Consider the following 25361-nt stretch of genomic DNA (forward strand, 5'->3'; position numbering starts at 1 on the left):
CGTTAAAGTCATGTTACGTTCAACCTACAGCCGGCTGCCGTTCAGCTACTCCCGTGATTCCGGAACGCTTCCGGCCCGGTGCTGTCATCCTAGCCAACTTCAGGGGATTCACTAAAGTGATTCGCAAAACCACATTCAAGCGTACCGTTCTGGCCAGCGCCCTGCTGGGCGTAATGAGCGCCCCCGCCGCATTCGCGCAGGACGCAACCGCTCAGGCCGGCAACGCCTCCGCCGAGCGCGCCACGAACCTCGACAAGGTCACGGTCACCGGCTCCCGCATCAAGCGTGCCGACGTCGAAGGCCCGACTCCTGTCGTGGTCCTGACGGCTGCGGACATCGAAAAGGAAGGCTTCAACACCGTCTATGAGGCGCTCACCACCCTGAGCCAGATCACCGGCGACGTGCAGAACGAGCTGACCCAGAGCGGCTTCACCCCGAACGCCCAGTTCCTGAACATGCGCGGCATGGGTCCGGGCTATACCCTGATCCTGATCAACGGCAAGCGCATGGCGGACTATCCGCAGCCTTACAACAGCCGTTCGAACGCGGTCAGCCTGAGCAGCATCCCGGGTGCGGCCGTCGAGCGCATCGAAGTGCTGACCGGCGGCGCCTCGGCCATCTACGGCTCCGACGCCGTGGCCGGCGTGGTGAACATCATCACCAAGAGCAACTACGACGGCAACGCGGTCAAGATCCGCGCCGGCACCTCCACCCGTGGCGGTGGCGACACCGGCCTGTTCCAGTTCACCGGCGGCAAGAGCGGCGACAACTGGAGCGTGACCTACGCGGCCGAGTACCTGAACCGTGAAGAGATCCAGGCGTCGCAGCGCGACTTCATGGATTCGTACTACGACAACCCGGATTTCAAGGGCCGCCCGGACTTCGCCACCGCCACCAGCGGCGTGTACCTGTACCGCAATACCGGCGCGCAGTACGTGTGGAAGGGCAGCGACGGCAGCATCAACAATTCGGTGAAGAACCTGCGTGAAGCCTGCGCGGCCACCTCGTCCGAATTCACCCCGTACAACAGCTCGGCCAGCGTCTCCAACAGCACCCCGAACCGCTGCGGTTACTTCGGCTACCCGGCGACCCAGTCGGTGCAGAACTCGTTCGACAAGCTCTCGGGCTACGTCGCCGGCACCTATGACTTCAGCAATGGCCTGCAGGCATACGCCCAGGCGCTGGTCACCGACAGCACCAACAAGGGCTACAGCTCCACGCAGTTCTGGCAGACCCCGGGTTACGTCTACGACCGGACCCTGGGATACGTCCAGGCCCAGCGCATCTTCACCCCGGAGGAAGTCGGCGGCCCGCAGGCCACCGTCTATGACGAAACCTCGATCAACGTGGTCGGTGGCGTGCGCGGCATCATCGCCGACCGTTTCGACTGGGATGCCAGCATCTCGCACTCCAGGTTCGACTACGACACCACCCGCCCGCGCTTCCTGACCAACAAGATCAACGACTACTTCCTGGGCCCCCAGGACGGCATGCAGGGCAGCTACCCGATCTACAAGATGAACGTGGATCGCCTGTTCAGCCCGCTGACCCCGGACGTCTACAACTCGCTGATCACCAACGTGCGCAACAGCGGTTCGTCGAAGAACACCACGGGTAGCTTCACCATCAGCGGCGACCTGTTCGACCTGCCGGCCGGCCCGCTGGGTGCGGCGCTGGTGGTGGAAGCCGCGACCCAGGAGTACACCCTGGATCCGGACATCCGCTCCACCGTCACCTACACCGGTGCCGACAAGATCTACAACCTGACCGCCACCGGCGGCGGCGGCGAGCGCGACCGTTACGCGATGGGCCTGGAACTCAGCATCCCGATCTTCGATTCGCTGAAGGCAAGCGTGGCCGGCCGCTTCGACAAGTACGACGACGTCACCAACGTCGACGGCGCTGGCACCTGGTCGGCCGGCCTGGAATGGCGTCCGTTCAACAGCCTGCTGCTGCGCGGCAACTACTCCACCAGCTTCCGCGCGCCGGACATGCACTACGTGTTCGCCGGTCCGTCGGGCTCGTATTCCTACATCGTCGACCAGCTGCGCTGCCGCCAGGCGAACCTGGACCCCAAGTCCACCGCCTGCACCGGCAACACCGACTACTACTACCAGGTGTTCAGCACCCGCCAGGGCAGCCGCGCGCTTGAGGAAGAGACCGGCAAGTCGTTCACCGTCGGCTTCGTGTGGGACATCATCGATGACCTGGCGATGACCGTCGACTACTACAACATCAAGCTGGAAGGCGCGGTTTCCGACATCGACTCCGATTACCTGTTCCGCAACGAAGCGGACTGCCTCCTGGGCAAGGACATCAACGGCAATCCGGTCGACGGCAACTCCCAGGCGTGCAAGTACTTCACCAGCCTGATCACCCGCGACAACACCGACCTGGGCACCAACAAGGTGACCGAGAAGCTGTCGGTTCCGTTCAACCAGGCCATGATGCGCACCTCGGGCATCGACGCCTCGCTGGACTACAAGTTCGACACCGATCGTTGGGGCCGCTTCTCCTTCGGCATGAAGTACACCCATGTCCTGAAGCTGGAAGAGCGTGACCTGCCCGACAGCGAACTCCACAACGCCCGTGACGACCTGCAGTACTTCAACTACCGCAGCAAGGTCACCCTGAACAGTGCGTGGAGCAAGGACGACTGGAGCGCCTCGGTGTACGGCACCCGTGCCGGCTCGCTGCCGAACTGGGCCGAAACCGGCCGCGTCTCGCCGTACTTCACCTGGAACCTGACGGTGAACAAGAAGATCACCAACAAGGCTTCGGTGGGCATCCAGGTCGTCAACCTGTTCGACAAGGCCGGCGGCAACGACGACACCTTCAACTCGTACCCGTACTTCTGGCGCGCCTACTCGGCAGTGGGCCGCCAGATCTCGGCCGAGCTGAACTACAAGTTCTGATCGTACGAGAGTACCTGGCAACAAGGAGAAAGCCCGGCCCCCGCCGGGCTTTCTCTCATGCGCACGCGGGGACTTCAGCAACGCCCGCATTGGCGGCACGCCGCGCCAGCCCCGTCTCTGTTTCGAGACAGAAGATTGCAAGGAGCACACATGAGAATTCGCAGCAAGGCACTGCTGTGCCTGGCGGCCTGCATCGCGCCGGCCCTGGCAACCGCCCAACAGCCGATCGCCGACTTCGTCGGCCGCCCCGCATACGGAACCGCCAAGATCTCGCCTGATGGCAGGTATCTGGCCATGACCGTGGACAAGGGCGAGCAGGACGTGCTGGTGGTACTCCGCACCGCCGACATGGGCCCCATCAAGATCAACCAGTTGCCCGACAAGAAGAGCATCGGCGACTTCCACTGGGTCAGCGGCGAGCGGTTGATGTTCACCGCCATCAAGAAGATGGGCGGCTACGCCCAGCCGTTCAGCACTGGCGAGTGGTTTGCGGTCAACGCCGATGGCAGCCAACCGCGGCCGCTGGTGTTCTATGGAACCCGCGACGCCACCCAGGCAAGCAAGGCCGTTGGCAACGAGCGCTATTCGCTGGTCGATACGCTCCGCAACGACGACCAGTACGTCATCATGGAGGCGACCAGCGCGCGCTCCAGCGAGGGCGTCGGTACCGAACTGGTGAAGATGGACGTCCTCAACGGCCGCCGGACATCGCTGGGCCGGGCCCCCAAGGAAAACTGCAGCGTCACGCTGGATGCCACCAAGCAGCCGCGATTTGCCGTCTGTTCCTCGACACGCGACGAGTTCGGCGAGTACGAGGAACGAACCGAACTGTATCGCCGCGACGACCAGTCGTGGACACTGGTCAATGCTTCCAAGACCGCGGGCAAGCACCTCAGCGTCCTGCGTACCACCGAGAACGGAACGGTCTACGCGATGCAGAGCGACAACAAATCGCCTGCTTCGATCGGAACCCTGGATACCAGCAGCGGCGAGTACACGCAGCTGTTCAGCGACCCGGTAGCGGAGGTATCGCAACGGATCTGGTCCACCGACCAGACCACCCTGCTCGGCGTGGTGACCGAGGCCGGCGCCCCGAAGGTCACGCTGCTGGACGAGGAACACCCCGACGCCGCGTTGTACATGTCCCTGGCCTCGGCGTTCGAGGGACAGAAGGTGGATTTCGCCAGCTATACCAACGACGGCAGGAAAATCCTCGTTTCGGTGACCAGCGACCACAACCCCGGCCAGCTGTACCTGTTCGACCGCGACGCCGGCACGGCCCGTCCGCTGCTGGCACGCAGGCCGCAGATCGACCCGAAGAAGATGGCGCGCACCATGCCGTTCTCCTTCACCGCACGCGATGGGCGCCTGATCCATGCCTACCTGACCCTCCCGCAGGAATCGGAAGGCAAGCGCATGCCGCTGATCGTCAATCCGCACGGGGGCCCGATCGGCCCGCGCGACGACTGGTCGTTCAACCCCGAAGCCCAGCTGTTCGCCAGCCGCGGTTACGCCACGCTGCAGGTCAACTTCCGCGGCTCGAGCGGTTACGGCAAGGAGTTCCAGGACGCGGGCCATCGCCAGTGGGACGAAGGCATCCAGAACGACATCCTCGACGCCACCCATTGGGCCATCGACCGTGGCTACGTCGACAAGGAGCGGATCTGCATCTACGGTGGCAGTTTCGGCGGTTATTCCTCGCTGATGGCGCCGATCCGGGAGCCGGGATTGTTCAAGTGCGCTTTCGGCTACGTCGGTGTCTACGACGTGCCGATGCTGTTCACCAAGGGTGACATCCCCGCACGCGATTCGGGCCTGCGCTACCTGCGCCGGACCCACGGCAGCGACAAGGCCGACTGGACCCGCGCCTCGCCGGCGCAGCGTGCCGCCGAAGTCAAGATCCCGGTCTACCTGGCAGCCGGCGCCCGCGATGCGCGCGCGGTGCCGGAACAGACCGAGCTGATGGGCAAAGCCCTGGCCGCGGCCGGCAACCCGCCCGAAGGCATGATCATCCAGCCGGGCGAAATGCACGGGTTCTATGGTGACGAGGCACGCCTCAACCTCTATAGCGAGATGCTCGGCTTCTTCAACCGGCACATCGGCGGGAAGCGCTGAGGTCGCCGCACCTGCCATCGGCCCCAACTGATGGCAGGTGTCCTGCCCCGGGTGATCTGCAAACCTAGCAGGACTGCGACCACTCCCACGGCCGCCCACACAGGAACAAGTACACATGACAGTGAAGTCATCGCTGGCGGCGGCTCTGCTGCTGGCCTGTATCGCGGCCGCACCGACCGCCAGTGCCGCCCAACCAGGCAAAGCGCCGCCGGACCCTACCCGCGATCCGCTGATGACCACCGCGGGCTTTCTCTCAAGCCACCCTGACCTGCGCTACCGCTTGCTGGGCCTGGAGCGCATGCGCGACGGCAAGGCCAAGGAAGCCTTCGAGTTCTTCAAGCGCGCCGCCTACTATGCAGACAAGCCGGCGCAGGGCATGGTCGCTGAGATGCTGTGGAACGGCCAGGGAACCGAGGCCGATCCGGCCCTGGCCTATGCCTGGATGGACCTGGCCGCCGAGCGGGGCTACAAGGGATTCGCCGGGTTGCGCGAGCGCTACTGGTCCAGGCTGGACGAGCAGCAACGCGCGCGCGCCGTTGAAGAAGGGCGGACCGTCTACGCAACCTATGGCGACGAGGCCGCCAAGCCTCGCCTGGCCACCGTGCTGCGGCGCGAGCGCATGCGCATGACCGGCAGCCGGCTGGGTACCGTCGGCAATCTCAAGATCTATGTTCCCGGCCCAGACGGCGAAGGCATAGCGATCGATGGCTCCAAGTTCTACGACGAGCGCTACTGGAATCCGGACAAGTACCTGCAGTGGCATGACGACATCTGGATGGAACCGCGTATCGCCAAGGTCGACGTGGGCGAACTGACCCAGGTCGAGCAGCCCAAGCCGGAAAGCCGCATTCCCGAGGTTTCCCCGATCATCGATGCGGAGGAACCGAAAACAGAGGACGCGATGCCCCGGATGGGCGACAAGCCCTGATCCCCCAACGGCCGCGTCAGCGGCCGTTGTCTTTCAGTATCTCCCGCGCCGCATTGTGCCCCGGCGCCCCGGTCACGCCGCCGCCGGGATGGGTACCGGAGCCGCACAGGTACAACCCGGGGATCGCGCCGCGGTAATTGGCCTGGCCCAGCATCGGCCTCGCGCTGAACAGCTGGTTGAGGCTCAGCGCGCCGTGGAAGATGTCGCCCCCCACCAGGCCGAAGGTGCGCTCCAGGTCCAGCGGACTGAGGATCTGCCGGCCCAGCACCGAGGCGGCGAAGCCGGGCGCATGACGCTCGACGGTGGCGATCATCAGGTCGGCCACCTCCTCGCGGTAGTCGTCCCAGTTGCGCCCGTCAGGCAGCTGCGGCGCCACATGCTGGCAGAACAGGCTGGCCACGTGCTGGCCCGGTGGCGCCAGCGAATCGTCCAGCGTGCTGGGAATCAGCATCTCCACCACCGGCTCGCGCGACCAGCCGTGGCGGCGCGCGTCCTGCCAGGCACGGTCCATGTAATCCAGGCTCGGGGCGATGATGATGCCGGCGGTGAGATGGTCGCCCTGCCCCGGCAGCACGCTGAAATCGGGCAGCCGCGACAGCGCCACGTTCATGCGGAACGTGCCCGAACCGCAGCGCCAGTTCGCCATCCGCTCGCGGGTGGCCACCGGCACGTCCGCCGGTTCCAGCAACCGTTCGTACAGCAGTTTCGGGTTCACGTTGGCGACCACCGCGCGGGCGCGGATCACCTCGCCGCCGGTGGTCACCACGCCGGTGGCGCGCCCGCCCTCCACCAGCACCCGCTCCACGCCGGTCCCGGTGCGGATCACCGCGCCGGCCTCGCGCGCCGAACGCGCCATCGCCTGGGTGATGGCGCCCATGCCGCCGATGGCATGGCCCCAGGCACCCTTGACCCCGTTGCTCTGCCCGAATACGTGGTGCAGCAGCACATAGGCGGTGCCCGGCGCATACGGGCTGGCGTAATTGCCGACGATGCCGTCGAAGCCGAACAGCGCCTTGATCGGCTCGCTTTCGAACCAGCGCTCCAGGTACTCGGCCGCAGACAGGGTGAACAGGTCCAGCAGTTCCTGTTTCAAGGCGGTATCCAGGTCCTGCAGGCGCCGCCCCAGCTGGCCGGCCTTCCACAGCTCCGGCAGCGCGTGCAGCCAGCCGCCGCCGGTCACGTTCGGCGGCGACTGCAGCGCCACCGCGCGCAGCACGTCGGCGAAGATCTCCAGGCGCTGCTCGTACGCCGGCAGGCGCTCGGCATCGCGGGCGGAGAACTTCGCCAGCTCCTCGCCTGTGCGCCCGCCGCCGGCCAGCAGGTAGCGGCCGCCGGGCAGTGGCAGGAAGTTGTTGATCCGCCGTGGGACCACGCGCAGGCCGTGGCGTTCGAGCTGCAGGTCCTCGATCACCCGCGGCTGCAGCAGCGACACCGTGTAGGACGCCACCGAATTGCGGAACCCCGGGTGGAACTCCTCGGTGACCGCGGCGCCGCCGACCACCTCGCGCCGCTCCAGCACCAGTACCCGTTTGCCGGCCCTGGCCAGGTAGGCCGCGCACACCAGCCCGTTGTGGCCGCCGCCGACCAGGAGCGCATCCCACTGCCGCGAAGCGTTGTCTGTCATCACGCCTGTATAGCACTCCGCGCCGGCCGCCGGCGCCGGCGACCGGCATGACCTTCGACACCCTTTCCACGACGGTTACAGGCGTATCTTCTGCGCACGCCCCTGTGATCGGGGTCTCAACCCATGCACCGAATCCGGCCCGGAGGCCTCCTGTGATCGTTCGCAAACCCCAGATTCTCCTGCTGACCCTGGCCGTCTCGGCCGCGCTGGTCGGCTGCAAGAAAGAAGAAGCCCCGGCCGCGGCCGCCCCCGCGCCGGCGCCCGAGGCCGCCGCCGAACTGAAGCTGGACGAGTCCAAGCTGCCGGCCTACAACGCCTTCACCGCGGCCGACCTGGATCCCAGCAAGGACGCCTGCACCGACTTCGGCGGCTACGTCAACGACAAGTGGCTCAACGCCAACGAGATCCCCGGCGACCGCACCAGCTGGGGCGCCTTCACCATCCTGGACGAGCGCTCGGTCGCCGTGCAGCACCAGCTGGCCGAACAGGCCGCGGCGATGAAGAACGCCACCGGCGTGGAAAAGATCGTCGGCGACTTCTGGGCCTCGGGCATGGATGAAGCCAAGATCAACGCGCTGGGCATCAGCCCGCTGAAGGCCGACCTGGACGCCATCGACGCGCTGGCCGACAAGGACGCCATCGCCAACTACCTGCGCACCAGCGCGGCCAAGGGCGAGAACGTGCTGTTCGGCTTCGGCCCCGAAGCGGACTTCAAGAATTCGTCGATGAACATGGCCTACGCCAGCCAGGGCGGCCTGGGCCTGCCGGACACCACCTACTACACCGACGCGAAGAAGGCCGACAAGCTCAAGGCCTACCAGGCGCACGTGGCCAAGGTGCTGGAGCTGTCGGGCGTGGCCGCCGCCGATGCCGCCAAGCAGGCCGGCGACGTGGTCAAGTTCGAGACCCGCCTGGCCAAGGCCTCCAAGTCCAGCGTCGAGCTGTCGCGCGATGTCTCGCTGTACTACAACCCGGTCACCGTGGCCGATGCCGACACGCTGACCCCGAACTTCAGCTGGAGCAAGTTCTTCGAGGCGCAGGGCATCGCCGCGCCGGAGAAGTTCTCGCTGGCCATCCCCGGCTTCCACCAGGAAGTGAGCAAGATGCTGGGCGACACCGACCCGGCCGCATGGCGCGCCTACCTGCGCTTCCACACCGTCGACGGCGCCTCGCCGTACCTGAGCGATGCGTTCGTGCAGGAGAACTACGCGTTCTACGGCAAGGAGCTCAACGGCCAGAAGGAAATCAAGCCGCGCTGGAAGCGCGTGCTGGGCACCATCGAGAACGACGCCGGCGAAGCCTTCGGCCAGATGTACGTCAAGGTCGCGTTCTCGCCGGAAGCCAAGGCCAAGATGGAAGAACTGGTGAAGAACCTGGCCGCCGCGCTGAAGGACCGCATCCAGAACCTGCCGTGGATGAGCGCCGAGACCAAGGCCAAGGCCATCGCCAAGTGGGAGACCTTCACCCCGAAGATCGGCTACCCGGACAAGTGGCGCGACTGGAGCGGCCTGCAGACCAAGCACGACGACTACCTGGGCAACATCCGCGCCGCCAACGCGTTCAACTACAAGTTCGCGCTGTCCAAGATCGGCCAGCCGGTGGACAAGACCGAGTGGGGCATGACCCCGCAGACGGTCAATGCCTACTACAACCCGCTGCAGAACGAGATCGTGTTCCCGGCCGCCATCCTGCAGCCGCCGTTCTTCGATCCCAAGGCCGACGACGCGCTCAACTACGGCGGCATCGGCGCGGTGATCGGCCACGAGATGACCCACGGCTACGACGACCAGGGCAGCCGCTTCGGGCCGACCGGCAACTTCGAGAACTGGTGGACCGAGGCCGATGCCAAGGGCTTCTCCGGTCTCACCGGCAAGCTGGTCAAGCAGTTCGACGAGTACAAGGTGGGCGACCAGAACGTCAACGGTTCGCTGACCCTGGGCGAGAACATCGCCGACCTCGGCGGCCTGGCCACCGCCTACGATGCCCTGCAGAAGGCCAGCGCCGGCAAGGAAGACCCGAAGATCGACGGCTTCACCCGCGACCAGCGCTTCTTCTTCAACTGGGCGACCGTGTGGCGCACCAAGTACACCCCGGAGAACGCCAAGGTCCGCCTGGCCACCGACCCGCACGCCCCGGCGCAGTTCCGCGCCATGGGTGCGCCGTCGAACCTGCCGACCTTCGCCGCCGCGTTCCAGTGCAAGGCCGGCGCGCCGATGGTCCGCACCGGCGACAAGCAGGTGGTGATCTGGTAAGCCGCGGCTGACGGCACGCTGCCCGCGAAGGCCCGGAGCGATCCGGGCCTTCGCGTTTCCGCGGTGGGAGCGGGCCCACACCCGCGCCGGTGCCGGCTTGTTAAACTCCGCCCACTTCCAATCCTCGATGGATTCGCTCCACATGCCCAACGTTCGCCCGCTTTCCCTGGCACTGTCCTTCGGCCTGGCAGCCCTGCTGTCGGCGCCCGGCGCCGACGCGGCCCGCAAGAAGGCGGCTCCCGCACCGGCGGTCAGTCCGGCCTGCACCGATTTCCACGACCAGGCCAACGCGGCCTGGCTGAAGGCGAACCCGGTACCTCAGGTCGGTGCGGTGACGGCGCTGGGGCAACTGGCCGACAACGCCCGCACCCAGCAGCGCCAGCTGCTGGAGCGCGCGATGACCGCGCCGCAGGGCAACGTGCAGAAGCTGCTGGGCGACTTCTGGGCCAGCGGCCTGGACGAAGCCGCGGTGGAAGCCGACGGCTCCAGGCCGATCGCGCCGCTGCTGGGCCGCATCAACGCGATCAAGAAGGCCAAGGACATCCCCGCCTCGATCGCCGCGCTGCACCAGGTCGGCATCCCGGTGGCGTTCAACTTCGCCCCGGACGTCGACCTCAAGGCATTGGACCGCCACATCGGCTACTTCATGCAGGGCGGCATGGGCCTGCCCGACCCGGCGTTCTACACCCGCACCGACGCCGACACCGTGGCGCTGATGGGCCGTTACCGCGCCTACGTGAAGCAGATCCTGGCGCTGACCGGTACCCCGGCCAACAAGCTCGACGCCGAGTCGGCGCTGGTGATCCAGCTGGAGACCGAGCTGGCGCGCAACGCGCAGTCGCTGGCCGGCATCAACAACCCGTTCAACAACTACGCGCCGGTCTCCACCAAGGACCTGAACAGCCGCTACCGCAACCTGCAGCTGGACGCGTTCCTCAAGGCGCAGGGCGTCAACGACGACCTGGTGTCGCTGTCCGATCCGGCGCTGTTCCAGCAGCTCAACGGCATGATCACCCGCCTGCCGGCCGAGCAGTGGAAGGCCTACCTGCGCTGGCGCGTGGGCGATGCGATGGCGCCGTACCTGTCCAAGGCCTACCGCGATGCGGAATTCGAGTTCCGCGGCCGCGTGCTGCGCGGCCAGGCCATCGCTCCGGCGCGCTGGGAACAGGTGCTCGATGCGATCAACGTCGCCGCCGGCCCGATGCTGGGCCACGAGTACGCCGCGGCCCATGTCAGCCGCGACGCGCTGCGCCAGGCCGGGCTGATGGTCGACCAGATCCGCGAAGCGCAGATCGCCGCGGTCAAGCGCAGCACCTGGATGAGCGCCGAGGCCAGGAGCGAGGCCGAGGCCAAGCTGGCCGCGTTGAAGATCGAGATCGGCAAGCCGCTGCGCGACCTGGACTACACCGTGCAGCCGATGGGCCGCGGCAGCTTCGGCGGCAACATCCTGATCGCCTCGACCTGGCGCCACGCGCAGGAAATGAAGCGCATCGGCAAGGGCAACGCCGACCGCCGCTGGGACGTGCTGCCGCAGCAGCCGGCGCTGTCCTACGACCTGGCGCAGAACCGCCTGATCGTCACCGCCGCCGCGCTGCAGGGGCCGATCTTCACCGATGCCGACGGCCTGCCCGGCAAGTTCGGCGCCTACGGCGGCCTGGTCGCGCACGAGATCAGCCGCGCCATCGACGCCAAGGGCGCGCTGGTCGATGCCAAGGGCGAACTGCGCAGCTGGTGGACGCCGGCCGACAAGAGCGCCTGGACCCTGATCGGCAACCGCGTCGCCGCGCAGTACGGCGCCTATCCGTTCCCGGGGGTGAAGGATGCCAGGGTCAACGGCGAACTGACCCGCGACGAGAACATGGCCGACATCTCCGGTGTGGAAATCGCCTGGGAGGCGTTCACCGCCGCGCAGCCCGATGCCAAGCCGGCCGACCGCCAGGCCTTCTTCCGCGCCTGGGCATCGCTGTGGCCGCAGCAGCTCTCGCCCAACGAGGCGGTGCAGCGCCTGACCGCCGAGCCCCGTGCACCGGGCCGCTGGCGTACCAACGGCCCGCTGGCCAACCTGCCGGCCTTCGGCGCGGCGTTCCAGTGCAAGCCGGGCCAGCCGATGCAGCGCACCGAGGCCGAGCAGATCCGGATCTGGCGCTGACGCCCCCCTGGGCCCACGAAAAAGGCGCGGAATTCCGCGCCTTTTTCCTTTTCGCGTCCCGCGCGTGACCTGTTCAGCGCACGCGCGGGCATTCCTGCCGCAGCCGGCGCCGGCTCACTTCACCCGGCGCAGGTGGTTGGGGCGCCCGCCACCGCCGCGGCGGTTGAACGGCGGCTGCCCGCGCCAGTAACGGATCAGCAGCCAGCCGAACAGCATGCCGCCCAGGTGCGCGAAATGCGCCACGCCCGGCTGCCAGCCGGTGAACCCCAGCATCAGCTCGATGGCGCCGAACACGATGACGAAGGTGCGCGCCTTCATCGGGATCGGCGGGAACAGCAGCATCACCCGCTGGTTCGGGAACAGCATGCCGAACGCCAGCAGCAGGCCAAACACGCCGCCGGACGCGCCCAGCACCGGGCCGCCCTCGCCGATCAGCGCCGCCACCAGCAGCTGGCACAGGCCGGCGCCGGCCACGCACACCAGGTAATAGGTGGCGAAGCGCTTCTCGCCCCAGGTCAGCTCCAGCGGCGCACCGAACATGTACAGGGCCAGCATGTTGAACAGCAGGTGGGTGAAACCGCCATGCAGGAAGCCGTAGGTCAGCAGCTGCCAGGGCTGGAAGTTCTGTCCGGGCGAGAACGGATCGAAGCCGCCGCCGTTGAGCGGCCACAGCATGAACGGCTCGAACGTCTGCATTCCCAGCAGGAACGGCTGCTGCAGGACGAACAGCACGACGTTGGCGATCAGCAGCGCCTTGGTGACGGTGGGCAATCGGGGGAACATGGCGGCATCCTTGGGAACTGCCGCCATGATAGCCGGGGATGCGCCATCGCCCTCGCGCCGGCGGCACACCGCTGGCGCTGCGGGGGACGATTCCGTGCAGGCCGCTGGAACGATGCCGGGCCGCCAGCCCATCCCCCTAGCCCGGCGCCCAGATCTCCGCATCCAGGTCGCGTCGTGGCCGCACGCGGCGGACCCGGCCGTTCTCGACCGGGACCCCCTCGGCACGCAGGCGTTGTGTCTGTTCGCGCCAGCCGGCCGACCCCTCGGGCAGGGCGATGCGCCCATCCGAACGCAGCACCCGGTGCCACGGCAGGGTCCGGTCATCGTTGCCGCCGAGCAGCCGCGCCACCAGCCGCGCGCGGCCCGGCAGCCCGGCCCTGGCCGCGACCTCGCCGTAGCCCATCACCTGCCCGCGCGGGATGGCGCGGATCACCGCGAGGATGCGTGCCTGGGCCGCCGCCGCATCGGTCGCCGCGCTCACCGCTTGCGGGCCACGCCGCTGCCCACCAGCAGCACGCCCAGCAGCACCAGCACGGTGCCCGCGCCCTGCCACGGGCCCATCGGTTCGTCCAGCAGCCATACGCTCAGCACAATGGTGGAGACCGGGCCCAGCATACTCACCTGCGCGGCCAGCGAGGAACCGATGCGCTTGACCCCGAGCATGATCACCAGCACCGGCAGCACCGTGCACACGGTGCCGTTGAGCAGCGACAGCCAGTACACCGGCGCCGGCTGCCTGCCGAGCGCCGCCAGTGGCTGCAGCAGCAGGTACTGGCCGATGCACAGCACGCAGGCCACGGTGCTGGCGTAGGCGGTCAGGCGCACCGCGCCGATCCGCACCACCGCCTGGCCGCTGCCGAACAGGTAGACCGCATAGCTGAGCGCGCTGGCGAACACCAGCGCCGAGCCGAGCAGCGTGCGCCGGCCATCGAGCTGGATGTCGTGGCCGAAGGCCAGCAGCACGCCCAGGTAGCTGACCAGCAACGCCAGCACCTGCAGCCGCGTCGGCCGCTGCCGCAGCACCACCAGCGCGATCAACACCACCAGGGTCGGGCTCAGGTAGAGGATCAGCCGCTCCAGCGTGGCGCTGATGTACTGCAGCCCCAGGAAATCCAGGTAGCTGGACAGGTAGTAGCCGCTGAAGCCCAGCAGCGCCACCCGCCCCAGGTCGCCGCGCGACAGCGCCGGTACCCGGCGCGACGCCCATGCGCCCATGGCCACGAAGAACGGCAGCGCGACCAGCATGCGCAGCGCCAGCAGCGTGGTCGCGTCGGCGCCATGACGGTAGGCCAGCTTGACGATCACCGCCTTGCCGGACGCGGCGATGGCGCCCACGCCGGCCAGCAGCAGGCCGCTGGCGAGCAGGCGCCGCGACGTGGTCGGCAGCGGCGAGGCGACAGGCGCCGGCGGCGCCGCCGCAGCGGCGCCCCTGGGGGAAGCATTCACGGGATGACCGCATCCGGGGGAGATGAGCCCGGCATTATCCGGCCTGCGGCGCGCTCAGCGCATCAGCACCACTTCCTCGGCCGAGGTCGGGTGGATCGCGACCGTATCCTCCATCTGCCGGCGGGTCACCCCCGCCTTGAGCGCCACCGCGAAGCCCTGCAGGATCTCGTCGGCGCCCTCGCCAAGCAGGTGGATGCCGACGACCTTTTCGTCCGCGCCGGCGCAGACCATCTTGAACAGCGAGCGCATTTCGCCGTCGCCGAGCGCCTGCAGCATCGGCCGGAACCGGCTGTGGTACGTGCTCACGCTGTCGAAGCGCTCGCGTGCCTGCGCCTCGCTCAGGCCGACGCTGCCCAGCGGCGGGTGCGAGAACACCACGCTGGGGATGTTGTCGTAGTCCAGCCGCGCCTCCGGCTGGCCGCCGTACAGGCGATCCATCAGCCGGCGTGCGGCGGCGATCGCCACCGGCGTCAGCATCGCCTGCGCGGTCACGTCGCCGACCGCGCTGATGCCCGGTACCGAGGTGTCCTGGAACGCATCGACCACGATGGCGCCCTTGCCGTCGAGCGCCACGCCCGCCGCCTCCAGCCCCAGCCCATGCGTGCTCGGGGCACGGCCGGTGGCGAACAGCACGGTGTCGAACACCGCATTGGCCGGGCCGCCCTGCAGGTGCGGCTGGATGCCGTCCCGGTGCCGCTGCAGCGCCTGCACCTGGCAGGCGAAGTGCACGGCAACGCCCTGCGCGACCAGGTTCCGCGCCAGCTGCTCGGTCATGCCGGCATCGAATCCGGTCAACAGGCGCTGCCCGCGCACCAGCAGCGTCACGTCGCTGCCCAGCGCCTGCAGCACGCCGGCCAGTTCGACCGCGATATAGCCGCCACCGACGATGGCCACGCGCGCCGGTGGCGCCTTCAGGGCGAAGAAATCGTCCGAGGTCCCGCCCAGCGCAGCGCCGGGCAACTGCGGCTTGAGCGCATGCGAACCGGTGGCGATGACGATGTGGCGTGCATGCAGCAAGGTGCCGTCGCCGCACTCCACGGTGCGCGCGTCGAGCAGCCGCCCGCGCTGGGCGATATGCGCCACGCCGCTGTCCTGCAGCCGCTGGCGGTAGCTGGCGTGGATGCCGTCGATGTAGCGCTGCCGGCGCTGCAGCAGCCGCGGCCACGACAGGCGCGGCGCCGCCGGCACCTCGAACCCCAGCCCGGCGGCCAGCGCGATGCGCCCGGCGAGGTCGGCCGCCAGCCACATCGCCTTCTTCGGCACGCAGCCGACGTTGACGCAGGTACCGCCCAGCAGCGCCGGTTCCAGCATCGCCACCTTCGCGCCGTGGGACGCGGCACGGAACGCAGCCGCCAGTCCGCCGGAGCCGCCGCCGAGCACGATGACGTCGAACGACGGCGGGCTCATCCGAACGCCCCCGTGCGGCGGGACAAGGGATCGGTCACCGGCGCATGTCTGCTGATGAAATCGGCCATCGGTCGTCCACTCCTGTTGCCCATGCAGGTCCCGAGCATGCCATGCCGTGCCGTCGCCGACCTGTGCACGCCCCGAGCAGACCGACCGGCGAGGCCGGCGCCAGGCGGCTACCGTTGCGGTGCGCCCGCTGCGTCGCGGCGCAGGGGCGGCAACCGCCAGTAGGTGATGGCCCGCCACAGCCACTCCATCGGCCCGAAGCGGAAATGGCGCAGCCAGGCCCGGCTCAGGGCCACCTGCGTGGCGAACAACGCCACCGCGAACAGCAGTTGCCACGCACGCCCCATCTGCTCGAACCATCCCAGGCCATAGCCGTAGAACAGCAGCGTGCACACCAGCGACTGTGCCAGGTAGTTGCTCAATGCCATGCGCCCGGCCGGCGCCAGCCAGCGCAGCGCGTGGCTCCAGCGCACGCCCCAGGCCAGGTAGCCCAGGCACATCAGCAGGCCGGCGACCGCGGTACCGCCGTAGGCGGCGGCCGAACGCAGGTCGAAGCGCCCCGGCGCCAGCCACGGCTGGTACCAGGCGCAGGCCAGCATCAACGCCAGCCCCAGCGGCAGCGCGCCCCGGCGCAGCCAGGTGAACAACCGCTGGTGCGCATCGGGATGTGCGATGGCGCCGCTGCGCGCGAACCAGCTGCCGATCAGGAACATGCCCAGCACCTGCGGCCCCACCACCAGCAGCGCACCCAGCGACGCGCCGAAATCACGCAGCCGCTGCAGCACCGCCTGGCCATAGGTGCCGTGTCCGTAGGCCTGCCGCTGCGCCTCGATCGCCGCCTGCGCATGGGTCGCCTGCGCGGCGGTGACCTCGTCCGGCACCAGCAGCATCAGCGCGCCCAGCAACAGCATCAACCCGACCGCCGCCAGGTAGGCCAGTACGCCCATCACCGGCAGCCAGGCACGCGGTGCTTCGCGGAAGGCCAGCAACAGGAACGACAGCAGCGCGTAGGCGACCAGGATGTCGCCGGACCACAGCAGCAGCGCATGCACCAGGCCGATGCCCAGCAGGCCGAGGCTGCGGCGCAGGTAGAAGCGGGTGAAATCGCGCCCAGCGACCTCGGCGCGCTGCGCCATCACCGCGAAGCCGGCGCCGAACAGCAGCGAGAACAGGGTGAAGAACTTGCCCTGCACGAAGATGTAGACGAAAGCGTCCGCCCAGCGGTCCACGCCCTGCCAGTGCGGATCGATACCACCGGTGGACAGGTCCAGCGGGCCGACGAAGGCCTCCATGTTCATCAGCAGGATGCCCAGCAGCGCCAGTCCACGCAGGACATCGAGCGTGGCGATGCGCTCGTCCGGCGCGATGGGCTGGAAAGTGGCGTTGGACACGTCCGTGGTTCCCCCGTGGATGGACCGGCGATTAGAGCATGCGGCCACTCCCCCCGTCCGCGGCGACGGAAACGAAACGGCCCGCACAGGGCGGGCCGTTCGCTGCGAGATCGCCGGGCGGGCGATCAGTGGTGGTGGCCACCGTCGCCATGCACGTGGCCGTGCTGCACTTCTTCTTCGTTGGCCTCGCGGACTTCCACGATCTCCACGTCGAAGTGCAGGTCCTTGCCGGCCATCGGGTGGTTCAGGTCGACGTCGACCACGGTCATGCCGACCTTTTCGACGGTGACCGCGCGCGGGCCGAAGTTGGTCTGCAGGATCACCTGCTGGCCCGGCACCAGGCGGGTGTTGCTGAAGTGCTTCTTCGGCACGCGCTGGGTCAGGCCCTCGCGGCGCTCGCCGTAGGCGTCGGCCGACTTCACGTCCACGCCGAAGCTCTCGCCGGCCTCCTTGTCCATCATCGCCGTCTCCAGGCCCGGGATGATGTTGCCGTGGCCGATCAGGATCGCCAGCGGCTCACCACGCTCGCGGGAGCTTTCGATCGGCTCCTGGCCGACTTCGGACACGGTGTAGTGGAAACGGACGACGCGGTCTTTTTCGATCTTCATGCGCAACTCTTCAGTGGCTGCCCGCTGGCAGACGTTGGGACGGCCTTGCCGGCCGACGGGGAGGCGGCCATCATGGCAGCCGTCTTGAGGTGGCGCATTATCCGGGCTCCATGCACATCACGCCAGTTTTCCGGTACCGCCGCTGGCGGCTGCCGGCCCTGTTCGCCGCGGCCGCGGTCCTCGCCGCCTGCGGCCATGCGCCCGCCAGGCACCCCGCCCCGCCTCCGGCCGCCCATGCCTGGCCACAGGTGGCCCCGGCCGATCCGGCGGCGGCCGCCTCGGTCCTGATGCGGGCGCTGGGACTGGTGGGCACCCCTTACCGCTACGGCGGCAACACGCCCGAGTCCGGTTTCGACTGCAGCGGACTGGTCAACTACGTCTACCGCGACATGCTGGCGCTGAACCTGCCGCGCACCTCGCGCGAGCTGGCCGCCCTGCAGGGGCCCCGCATCGCGCCGCGCCAGTTGGCCACCGGCGACCTGGTGTTCTTCGGCGACAAGGGCAACGTCTGGCACGTCGGCATCTATGTCGGCGAGGGCCGTTTCGTGCATGCGCCGAGCACCGGCGGCACGGTCCGGCTGGATCACCTGGAAGGCCCCTACTGGCGGGACCACTACACCGGCGCCAAGCGCGTGCTGCGCTGAAGTGTGAAAAAAGTCATAGGGAATAATGAAAATTTAACGAAATTTATACCTATGCCCTCCTTTCACAGGGCATGATCGCCCATCGATTTTTTCCGTGACTGCCGCGTGACGAACGAAAATCCGTCCCATCCGGGTCAACCCGGTCACCGAATTCCCGCCTTCCGCCGGCTGCTGTGCGCCGCGGCCCTGGCCATCACCGCCGTGCCGGCGTTCGCCCAGAGCGCCACCGAAGCCGAGCCCGCCGCCCGGCCGGCCGCGGCCAAGCCCGACACCCAGCGCAGCAAGGCCGACGCCGCCGCTACCGCCACCCTGGCCGCCCTGCTCCCGCACCTGGCCGCCAACGACACCATTCCGCTGATGGACCGCTCGGCCATGTTCGCCGGCGACCTCGGCCGCCTGCTCTCGGCCTATGACGCGTCCAAGAGCGTGGCCGGCGCCACCGACTCGGCGCTGGCCAACGACAGCGACGGCAAGGTGCAGTCGATCCTGCGCCGCGCCATGACCCTGCTGGGCACCCCGTACCGCTGGGGCGGCACCTCGCCGGACGCCGGTTTCGACTGCAGCGGCCTGGTCGGATACGTGTTCCGCACCGCGCTGGGCATCGAGCTGCCGCGGGTGTCGCGCGAGATGGCCAGCCAGGCCAGCAACGAGCTGATCAAGGACCGTTCGGCCCTGGTCGCTGGCGACCTGGTGTTCTTCGGCCGCAGGGGCCGCGTCGACCATGTCGGCATCTACGTCGGCGAAGGCCGCTTCCTGCATGCGCCGAGCACCGGCAAGGACGTGCGCACCGACACTTTGCTCAGCGGTTACTGGGGCGACAAGTTCATGCAGGCGCGCCGCCTGGACCTGTAGCCAGCACCCGCATTGCCTCCTGCAGAGCCGCGGCCCCGCCGCGGCTTTTTTCATGCCTGTCCACGGGCGATGCCGGCCCCTGGCTGCCGTGCATCCGGGCCGGAGTCGCCCCGGCCCGGATGGGGGTGCCTCAGCGTTGCTCGACGCCGAACGGGCCGAACGGCTCCAGCTGCGGTGCGACCGCGTCGCGGTCACCGACCACGATCACCGATTGCGTATCCGGTGCGTAGTAGCGCGCGGCCACCGCCTGCAGCGCAGCCGCGTCGACCGCACGGATCCTGCCCACGTACTGGCCCAGGAATTCCGGCGGCAGCCCCGCGAGCCAGTTGCTGGCCAGGGTGCCGGCCACCGCGGCCTGCAGCTGGTTGCTGATCAGGTAGCCGCCGGCGACATAGCGCTTGGTCGACTCCAGTTCGGCGGCCGGCACCGGTTCCTTGCCCAGCCGGTCGAACTCCGTCATGAACTCGTGCAGGGACGCGCCGGTGACCTCGTTGCGCACGTCGGCCGACGCCACCAGGTTGCCGCCGGCGCGCAGCGCCGCCAGACCCGCGCCGGCACCGTAGGTATAGCCCTTTTCCTCGCGCAGGTTCTGGTTGAGGCGGCTGCTGATGCCACTGCCCAGCACGGTGCTGGCCAGTTGCAGCGGCACGTAGTCCGGGTCGGTGGCGGCGATGGCCGGGCGGCCGATCCGGAATGTCGACTGCACGCTGCCGGGGCGCGGCAACAGCGTGCGCTGTGCCGGCACCTGCCGCGGAGCCGGCGTCGTGTCGGCGACCGCCTCGCCCTGCCCCCGCCAGTCGCCGAACGCCCGTTCGGCCTCGGCGAACACGGTGGCGGCATCGATCCTGCCGGTGATCACCAGCAGGCCATGCCCGGGATGGAAGCGGCGCACGTGCTCGCGCTTGAGCGCCGCCGGGGTCAGGGCCGGCAAGGTGGCGTGGTCGAGCTGCCTGCGCGCATACGGGTGGTCGCCGTAGACCGCCTGCAACAGCGCGCGCGAGGCGCGGAAACCCGGCTGCGCCTCGGCCGCCTTCAGTTCCTGGGCGGCATTGGCCCGGGCCAGTTCCACTTCGTTGTCGGCGAAGGCCGGGGTGCGTGCGACTTCGGCGAGCAGCGCCAGCATCGGCTTGGCCTGCGAGGCCAGTGCCGAGCCGCTGAGCAGCAGGCCGTCGACGCTGGCGGCGGCACTGAGGCTGCCGCCCATGCCCTGGGCCAGCTCGGCGATCTGGCGTGCGTCGTGCGACTGGGTGCCGGCGCTCAGCAGCCGCGCCAGCACGGTGGCGAAGCCGGGCGTGGCGGCGGCATCGGCGGCCAGCCCGGCACCGCGCATGGCCAGCACGTAGTCCACGCGTGGCAACCCCTGGCGCGGCACGACCCACACTTCCAGGCCGTTGGCCAGGGTCCTGCGCGAAATCTCGGGCACCGGCAGCGGTTTGTCGGCGGCATAGTCCGGCAGGCCGGCGGGCAGCGCCGCGGGGGTGGCGCCCGCGCCGGTCGAGGCGAGCGACAGGGCCAGGCCCATCGCGAGCAGGCAGGGTATCGGCTTGATCATGGCGGTGTCCTCACTTCTGCTCGGCGGGGGCCAGCATCGCCGCCGGCTTGCGGTCGATGACGGTGCGGTTGGCGGTGGTCAGGTAGGTGCGCGCGGCGCGCTGTACGTCGGCGGCGTCCACCGCCTCGATCCATCCCGGGATCCGGTTGACCACCTGGGCATCGCCCCACAGCGCCTGCAGCTTGGCCAGCGCGTCGGCGCGGTCCAGGAACATCTCCAGGCCGTCGTACCACTGCGCCAGCAACTGGGTCTTGACCCGCGCCAGGGTCGCCGCGTCCACGCCTTCGCTGGCGACCCGGGCGATCTCGGCGTCGATCCCGGACAACACCGCATCGGCGTCGTGGTCGGGCTTGTACAGCGCGAACACCACGAACAGGGTGGGACCGTCGTACTCCCAGGCACTGGTCAGGCCGTAGAGCGAATCGACGTTCAGCGCCAGCTGGCGTTCCTTGACCAGCCCCTGGTGCAGGCGCGATGCCTCGCCGTTGGCCAGCAGCGCGCCCAGCACCGCCATCGGCGCCTGGTCGCGGCTGCCGCGGTCGGGCATCTTCCAGCCCACCGCCAGCGCCGGCACCTGCGCCAGTGCGTCGGACTGCTGCAGGCGGACCTCGCGGGTGTTCAGCCCTTCCCGGTAATCCGGGCGCGGCGGCGTCGGCCGCGCCGGGATGTCGCCGAAGTAGCGCCTGGCCAGGGCGAAGCCCTGCGCCGGGGTGACGTCGCCGGCAATGGCCAGCACCGCGTTGTTGGGACCGTAGTAGTCGCGATGGAACGCGCGGACATCGTCGAGGCTGGCGTTCTCCAGGTCGTGGAAGCTGCCGTAGCCGTCATGGTTGTTCTCCCATTTGGAGAACGCATGCTGGCCGATGTCGATCCACATGAAGCCGCCATAGGGCTGGTTCTGGACGTTGTTGCGGATTTCCTCCTTGACCACGTCCTGCTGGTTCTTCAGCGTTTCCGGGTTGAAGTCCAGCGTGCGCATCCGGTCCGCTTCCAGCCACAACATCGGTTCCAGCGCCGAGACCGGCGCGGTTTCGATGTAGTTGGTGAAGTCGGCGCGGGTGGAGCCGTTGTTGCGCCCGCCGCCGCCGGTGATCACGCTGTCGAACACGCCCTTGCGCGCCTGCGGCGTGCCCTGGAACATCAGGTGCTCGAACAGGTGCGCGAAGCCGGTACGGTTGCGCGGTTCCAGGCGCATGCCGACGCGGTAGACCACGCTGATCCCGACCACCGGCGCGCTGTGGTCCTCGGACACCACCACGGTCAGGCCGTTGTCGAGTTTCTCGACCGCCACCGGTACCCGCCACTGGTCGGCAGTGGCGGCAGCCGCCGTGCCGGCCAGCGCACAGCCGGCCAGCAGGAGCATTCGTTGCAGCATCATGGAGCGACTCCTTTCGTTGTCATGGGCAGGCAGGCCGGACGGCCGCCGCCCCCCATGATGCACCCGCGTCGCGCGGATATCCGCCGGCGATCCCGCGCCGGCGACGGGCGGTCAGTCCACGCCGACGCCGGGACGCACCGGGGCGTCGTAGACCTGGCGGTCGAGCAGCCCGGTCTCCTTGGCCACGATCACCGGCACCACCATCTGCCCGGTGACGTTGGTCATGGTGCGCATCATGTCCAGCACGCGGTCGATGGCATACAGGTAGCCGATGGTCTCCAGCGGCAGGTTGGCCGCGCTCAGCACCACGGTGGCCATGACCACCGCCGTGCCCGGCACGCCGGCGGTGCCGAAGCTGCCCAGCACCGATGCGATCAGCACCACCACGTACTGCTCCGGGGTGAGCGGGACGCCGGTGTACTGGGCGATGAACACCGCGCACAGCGCCGGATAGATCGCCCCGCAGCCATCCATCTTGATGCTGGCGCCCAGCGGCACCGCGAACGACGCGTAGTCCTTGTTGACGCCCAGGTTGGCGGTGATCGAGCGGATCGCCGCCGGCATCGCCGCGAAGCTGGACGAGGCCACGAACGCCACCTGCATGCCCGGCGCGGCGCCGCGGAAGAACTTGATCGGGTTCAGCCCGTGCGCCAGCAGCAGGCCGCTGTAGACCACCACGATGTGCAGCGCGCAGGCCACGTACAGCGCCAGCACGAAATTACCCAGCGGCAGCAGCTTCTCGAAGCCATAGCTGCCGACCAGGCCGGCGATCAGGCCGAAGGTGCCCAGCGGGGTCATTTCCAGCACGAAGCGCGTGACCTGGATCATGATCTCGCTCATCTGCCCGGTGAGCCTGCGCGCCTCTCCCACCTTGTCGCCGAGCTTGACCATGGCAAAGCCGACCAGGCCGGCGAAGAAGATCACCGGCAGGATCGAACCGCGCCCGGCGGCCAGCACGGTGTCGCCGGCGGCATTGATCCGGGTGCCGATGCCGGACAGGGCGTAGAACACGTTGGACGGCACCACGTCCATCAGCACCTTGGCCACCGAAGGCACGTCGCGCGGGGTGTAGGCGCTGTCCATGGCCAGGCTCAGGCCGCCGGTGCCCGGCTGCATCACCGTGCCCACGCCCAGGCCGACGCATACCGCCAGCGCGGCGGTGATGATGAACCACAGGAAGGTGCGCCCGCCCAGCGCCACCACCGACTTCTGCCCGTGCAGCGAGCCGATGGCGCTGATCACCGCGAAGAACACCAGCGGCACGGCGATCATCTTGATCAGGGTGACGTACAGCTCGCCCAGCGGGCCGAACCAGACCTCGGCGGCCGGGCCCAGCACCCAGCCGGCCAGCGCGCCGAGCACGAAGCCGCCCGCCACGCGCTGCCAGAACGGAATCCGCAACCAGGCAGAAACCAGCTTCATAAGGGTGTTCCGGGAAATTCTCAGGGACCGGCACGATAGCGCAAGCCCGTTGGCGGCACGATCCCCGGGCGGAAAAGCTGCGTGTCATCGGCATGCCTTTTCAGGATTGTCATAATGGCCGCCTGTCCCGGATTCATGGTCGATCGCATGCGCCACGCCACACCCCTGCTCGCCGCCCTGTCCACCCTGCTGCTCGGCGCCTGCGCCAGCACCGCCGCGCCCAGGGCGCCGCAGGCCTTCGCCGTCGACGTGCCGGCCGCCAGCCACCCGCAGGGCGAGACGCCGCAATGGTGGTACCGCGCTGGTGCCGCACAGGCCGCCGGCAACGGCGCGATGGCCGGCAAGGCGAAGAACGTGATCCTGTTCCTGGGTGACGGCATGAGCCTGACCACCGTGGCCGCCGCGCGCATCCTCGAAGGCCAGCGCCATGGCAACCCGGGCGAGGAGAACCTGCTGTCCTGGGAGCGCTTCCCGGCCACCGCCTTCAGCAAGACCTACAACACCGACTCGCAGACGCCGGACTCGGCCGGCACCATGACCGCCATCACCACCGGCGTGAAGACCCACATGGGCGCGATCGGCGTCAGCGCCGGCAACCGCAGCGACTGCGCCGACAGCCTGGGCAAGCATGCCCTGACCTGGCTGCAGCTGGCCGACAGCGCGGGCATGGCCACCGGCATGGTCTCCACCGCGCGCCTGACCCATGCCACCCCGGCGGCGACCTACGCGCATTCGCCGGACCGCAACTGGGAGAACGACACCGACGTGCCGGAAGCGGCCCGCGCCGCCGGCTGCGTGGACATCGCCCAGCAGTTGCTGGCGACCTCGCGCTACGGCCGCGGCCCGCTGGTCGCCCTGGGGGGCGGCCGCGCCCAGTACACCACCGTCAACGAGCAGGACCCGGAATACGCCGACAAGGTCGGCCTGCGCCTGGACGGCCGCAACCTGGTGGCCGAGTGGCAGGCCGCGCACCCGCAGGGCGCCTACGTGTGGAACGCCGCGCAGCTCAAGGCCGCGGCCGACGCCCCGGCGCTGCTGGGCCTGTTCGAGCCGGACCACATGCAGTACGAGCACGACCGCGCGCGGGATCCGGCCGGCGAACCGTCGCTGGCCGAGCTGACCCGCGCCGCCATCGCCAACCTGTCGCGGCATCCGGAAGGCTACGTGCTGATGGTGGAAGGCGCGCGCATCGACCACGCCAACCACAGCGGCAACGCCGCGCGCGCACTGGGCGACACCATCGCCCTGTCCGACGCGGTGCGTGCGGCGGTCGAGGCGACCTCGGCCGAGGACACCCTGATCATCGTCACCGCCGACCACTCGCACACGCTCAACTTCGTCGGCTACCCGGCGCGCGGCAACCCGATCCTGGGCAAGGTCAAGGACAAGGGCGGCGAAGACGGCGCCGGCGGCCTGGAGCTGGCGCGCGACGCCACCGGCCTGCCCTACACCACGCTCAGCTACGCCAACGGCCCCGGCTACACCGGCGCCAGCAACCGCCAGCCGGCCGGCCCGAAGACCTTCCCGCACGCCCCCAGCAGCTACGAGCCGGCCCGCGGCCGCCCCGACCTGACCCATGTCGACACCGAGCACCCGGACTACATGCAGGAAGCGCTGGTCCCGGCCAAGGCCGAGTCGCACGGCGGCGAGGACGTCGGCATCTGGGCGCGCGGCCCGGGCAGCACCGCGGTACGCGGCACGCTGGAGCAGAACACCATCTACCACCTGATCGTGCAGGCCACCCCGCGCCTGCGCGAGCGCCTGTGCGCGCAGGGCACCTGTGACGCGCAGGGCGTGCCGGTGGCGCTGCCGCAGCCGGCGAAGTTCGAACGCAAGGCACCGTGACCCGGCGCGGCGGCGGCCGCCACCACGGCCGCCGCTGCCGCCTT

General features: G+C 68.9%; 18 protein-coding genes. 8 read left to right on the plus strand and 10 right to left on the minus strand.

All coding sequences use genetic code 11. The features are described from left to right. Positions 1–173 precede the first annotated feature (173 nt). The 3 genes from F0P95_RS14080 (at position 174) to F0P95_RS14090 (ending at position 5958) form a co-directional block, all read left to right on the plus strand. On the plus strand, positions 174–2915 hold the full coding sequence (locus F0P95_RS14080) for a TonB-dependent receptor plug domain-containing protein (protein WP_182334753.1): 2742 nt from the start codon (positions 174–176) through the stop codon (positions 2913–2915). A gap of 150 nt (positions 2916–3065) precedes the next feature. Then, positions 3066–5030: an alpha/beta hydrolase family protein gene (locus F0P95_RS14085; protein ID WP_182334754.1), complete on the plus strand. Its 1965-nt coding sequence runs from the start codon at positions 3066–3068 to the stop codon at positions 5028–5030. A gap of 115 nt (positions 5031–5145) precedes the next feature. Beyond that, positions 5146–5958, plus strand: a complete 813-nt coding sequence (locus tag F0P95_RS14090; protein WP_182334755.1) for an SEL1-like repeat protein — start codon at positions 5146–5148, stop codon at positions 5956–5958. A gap of 16 nt (positions 5959–5974) precedes the next feature. Here F0P95_RS14090 and F0P95_RS14095 read toward each other — a convergent pair whose 3' ends face one another. Then, positions 5975–7582, minus strand: coding sequence for a phytoene desaturase family protein (locus tag F0P95_RS14095; RefSeq protein ID WP_182334756.1), 1608 nt, complete (start codon positions 7580–7582; stop codon positions 5975–5977). A gap of 155 nt (positions 7583–7737) precedes the next feature. Between F0P95_RS14095 and F0P95_RS14100 the strand changes: the two genes are divergently transcribed. Together F0P95_RS14100 and F0P95_RS14105 are read left to right on the plus strand one after the other, a co-directional pair. Further along, positions 7738–9834, plus strand: coding sequence for a M13 family metallopeptidase (locus F0P95_RS14100; protein ID WP_232529119.1), 2097 nt, complete (start codon positions 7738–7740; stop codon positions 9832–9834). A 142-nt stretch (positions 9835–9976) separates the two neighbouring features. Continuing rightward, the gene (locus tag F0P95_RS14105; RefSeq protein ID WP_182334758.1) at positions 9977–11983 is read left to right on the plus strand and encodes a M13 family metallopeptidase; all 2007 of its coding nucleotides are present in this window, start codon (positions 9977–9979) and stop codon (positions 11981–11983) included. Positions 11984–12097: 114 nt separating this feature from the next. On the opposite strand, the gene F0P95_RS14110 is transcribed toward F0P95_RS14105, so the two are convergent. The 6 genes from F0P95_RS14110 to F0P95_RS14135 form a co-directional block, all read right to left on the minus strand. Then, complete coding sequence (locus tag F0P95_RS14110; RefSeq protein ID WP_054668716.1) at positions 12098–12766, minus strand: rhomboid family intramembrane serine protease; 669 nt, start codon at positions 12764–12766, stop codon at positions 12098–12100. Positions 12767–12902: 136 nt separating this feature from the next. Beyond that, positions 12903–13346: an MGMT family protein gene (locus tag F0P95_RS14115; RefSeq protein WP_182334759.1), complete on the minus strand. Its 444-nt coding sequence runs from the start codon at positions 13344–13346 to the stop codon at positions 12903–12905. Beyond that, on the minus strand, positions 13244–14212 hold the full coding sequence (locus tag F0P95_RS14120) for a DMT family transporter (RefSeq protein WP_182334760.1): 969 nt from the start codon (positions 14210–14212) through the stop codon (positions 13244–13246). The genes F0P95_RS14115 and F0P95_RS14120 overlap by 103 nt, the downstream gene beginning before the upstream one ends. A gap of 54 nt (positions 14213–14266) precedes the next feature. Beyond that, positions 14267–15619, minus strand: a complete 1353-nt coding sequence (gene gorA / locus F0P95_RS14125; protein ID WP_182334761.1) for a glutathione-disulfide reductase — start codon at positions 15617–15619, stop codon at positions 14267–14269. Between the two features lie 176 nt (positions 15620–15795). Next, entirely contained in the window at positions 15796–17016 is a 1221-nt protein-coding gene (locus F0P95_RS14130; protein WP_232528693.1) for a DUF418 domain-containing protein, read from the minus strand. 125 nt (positions 17017–17141) lie between these two features. Then, the gene (locus tag F0P95_RS14135) at positions 17142–17624 is read right to left on the minus strand and encodes an FKBP-type peptidyl-prolyl cis-trans isomerase (protein WP_182334762.1); all 483 of its coding nucleotides are present in this window, start codon (positions 17622–17624) and stop codon (positions 17142–17144) included. Between the two features lie 110 nt (positions 17625–17734). Between F0P95_RS14135 and F0P95_RS14140 the strand changes: the two genes are divergently transcribed. Beyond that, the gene (locus F0P95_RS14140; protein WP_182334763.1) at positions 17735–18268 is read left to right on the plus strand and encodes a C40 family peptidase; all 534 of its coding nucleotides are present in this window, start codon (positions 17735–17737) and stop codon (positions 18266–18268) included. 105 nt (positions 18269–18373) lie between these two features. Further along, positions 18374–19120: a C40 family peptidase gene (locus F0P95_RS14145; RefSeq protein WP_082394065.1), complete on the plus strand. Its 747-nt coding sequence runs from the start codon at positions 18374–18376 to the stop codon at positions 19118–19120. Positions 19121–19250: 130 nt separating this feature from the next. Here F0P95_RS14145 and F0P95_RS14150 read toward each other — a convergent pair whose 3' ends face one another. The 3 genes from F0P95_RS14150 to F0P95_RS14160 form a co-directional block, all read right to left on the minus strand. Next, on the minus strand, positions 19251–20672 hold the full coding sequence (locus tag F0P95_RS14150; protein WP_182334764.1) for a M16 family metallopeptidase: 1422 nt from the start codon (positions 20670–20672) through the stop codon (positions 19251–19253). Positions 20673–20682: 10 nt separating this feature from the next. Then, positions 20683–22050 (minus strand): M16 family metallopeptidase, encoded by a 1368-nt coding sequence (locus tag F0P95_RS14155; RefSeq protein ID WP_182334765.1) that lies wholly within the window; start codon positions 22048–22050, stop codon positions 20683–20685. 111 nt (positions 22051–22161) lie between these two features. Further along, entirely contained in the window at positions 22162–23472 is a 1311-nt protein-coding gene (locus tag F0P95_RS14160) for a dicarboxylate/amino acid:cation symporter (RefSeq protein WP_182334766.1), read from the minus strand. Between the two features lie 147 nt (positions 23473–23619). Here F0P95_RS14160 and F0P95_RS14165 point away from each other — a divergent pair, with 147 nt between their 5' ends. Continuing rightward, positions 23620–25317, plus strand: a complete 1698-nt coding sequence (locus F0P95_RS14165; RefSeq protein ID WP_182337009.1) for an alkaline phosphatase — start codon at positions 23620–23622, stop codon at positions 25315–25317. Positions 25318–25361 lie beyond the last annotated feature (44 nt).

The organism is Stenotrophomonas acidaminiphila, assembly GCF_014109845.1.
Taxonomy (GTDB): domain Bacteria; phylum Pseudomonadota; class Gammaproteobacteria; order Xanthomonadales; family Xanthomonadaceae; genus Stenotrophomonas; species Stenotrophomonas acidaminiphila.

What these genes read in the sequence shown, in the direction of transcription:
- F0P95_RS14095 (WP_182334756.1), bottom strand. Translation starts at nt 7,582, where the DNA reads ATGACAGACAACGCTTCGCGGCAGTGGGATGCGCTCCTGGTCGGCGGC.
- F0P95_RS14105 (WP_182334758.1), top strand. Translation starts at nt 9,977, where the DNA reads ATGCCCAACGTTCGCCCGCTTTCCCTGGCACTGTCCTTCGGCCTGGCA.
- F0P95_RS14155 (WP_182334765.1), bottom strand. Translation starts at nt 22,050, where the DNA reads ATGATGCTGCAACGAATGCTCCTGCTGGCCGGCTGTGCGCTGGCCGGC.
- gorA (WP_182334761.1), bottom strand. Translation starts at nt 15,619, where the DNA reads ATGAGCCCGCCGTCGTTCGACGTCATCGTGCTCGGCGGCGGCTCCGGC.
- F0P95_RS14140 (WP_182334763.1), top strand. Translation starts at nt 17,735, where the DNA reads ATGCACATCACGCCAGTTTTCCGGTACCGCCGCTGGCGGCTGCCGGCC.
- F0P95_RS14110 (WP_054668716.1), bottom strand. Translation starts at nt 12,766, where the DNA reads ATGTTCCCCCGATTGCCCACCGTCACCAAGGCGCTGCTGATCGCCAAC.
- F0P95_RS14085 (WP_182334754.1), top strand. Translation starts at nt 3,066, where the DNA reads ATGAGAATTCGCAGCAAGGCACTGCTGTGCCTGGCGGCCTGCATCGCG.
- F0P95_RS14080 (WP_182334753.1), top strand. Translation starts at nt 174, where the DNA reads ATGAGCGCCCCCGCCGCATTCGCGCAGGACGCAACCGCTCAGGCCGGC.
- F0P95_RS14115 (WP_182334759.1), bottom strand. Translation starts at nt 13,346, where the DNA reads ATGGCTGCTGGACGAACCGATGGGCCCGTGGCAGGGCGCGGGCACCGT.
- F0P95_RS14150 (WP_182334764.1), bottom strand. Translation starts at nt 20,672, where the DNA reads ATGATCAAGCCGATACCCTGCCTGCTCGCGATGGGCCTGGCCCTGTCG.
- F0P95_RS14165 (WP_182337009.1), top strand. Translation starts at nt 23,620, where the DNA reads ATGCGCCACGCCACACCCCTGCTCGCCGCCCTGTCCACCCTGCTGCTC.
- F0P95_RS14160 (WP_182334766.1), bottom strand. Translation starts at nt 23,472, where the DNA reads ATGAAGCTGGTTTCTGCCTGGTTGCGGATTCCGTTCTGGCAGCGCGTG.
- F0P95_RS14135 (WP_182334762.1), bottom strand. Translation starts at nt 17,624, where the DNA reads ATGAAGATCGAAAAAGACCGCGTCGTCCGTTTCCACTACACCGTGTCC.
- F0P95_RS14090 (WP_182334755.1), top strand. Translation starts at nt 5,146, where the DNA reads ATGACAGTGAAGTCATCGCTGGCGGCGGCTCTGCTGCTGGCCTGTATC.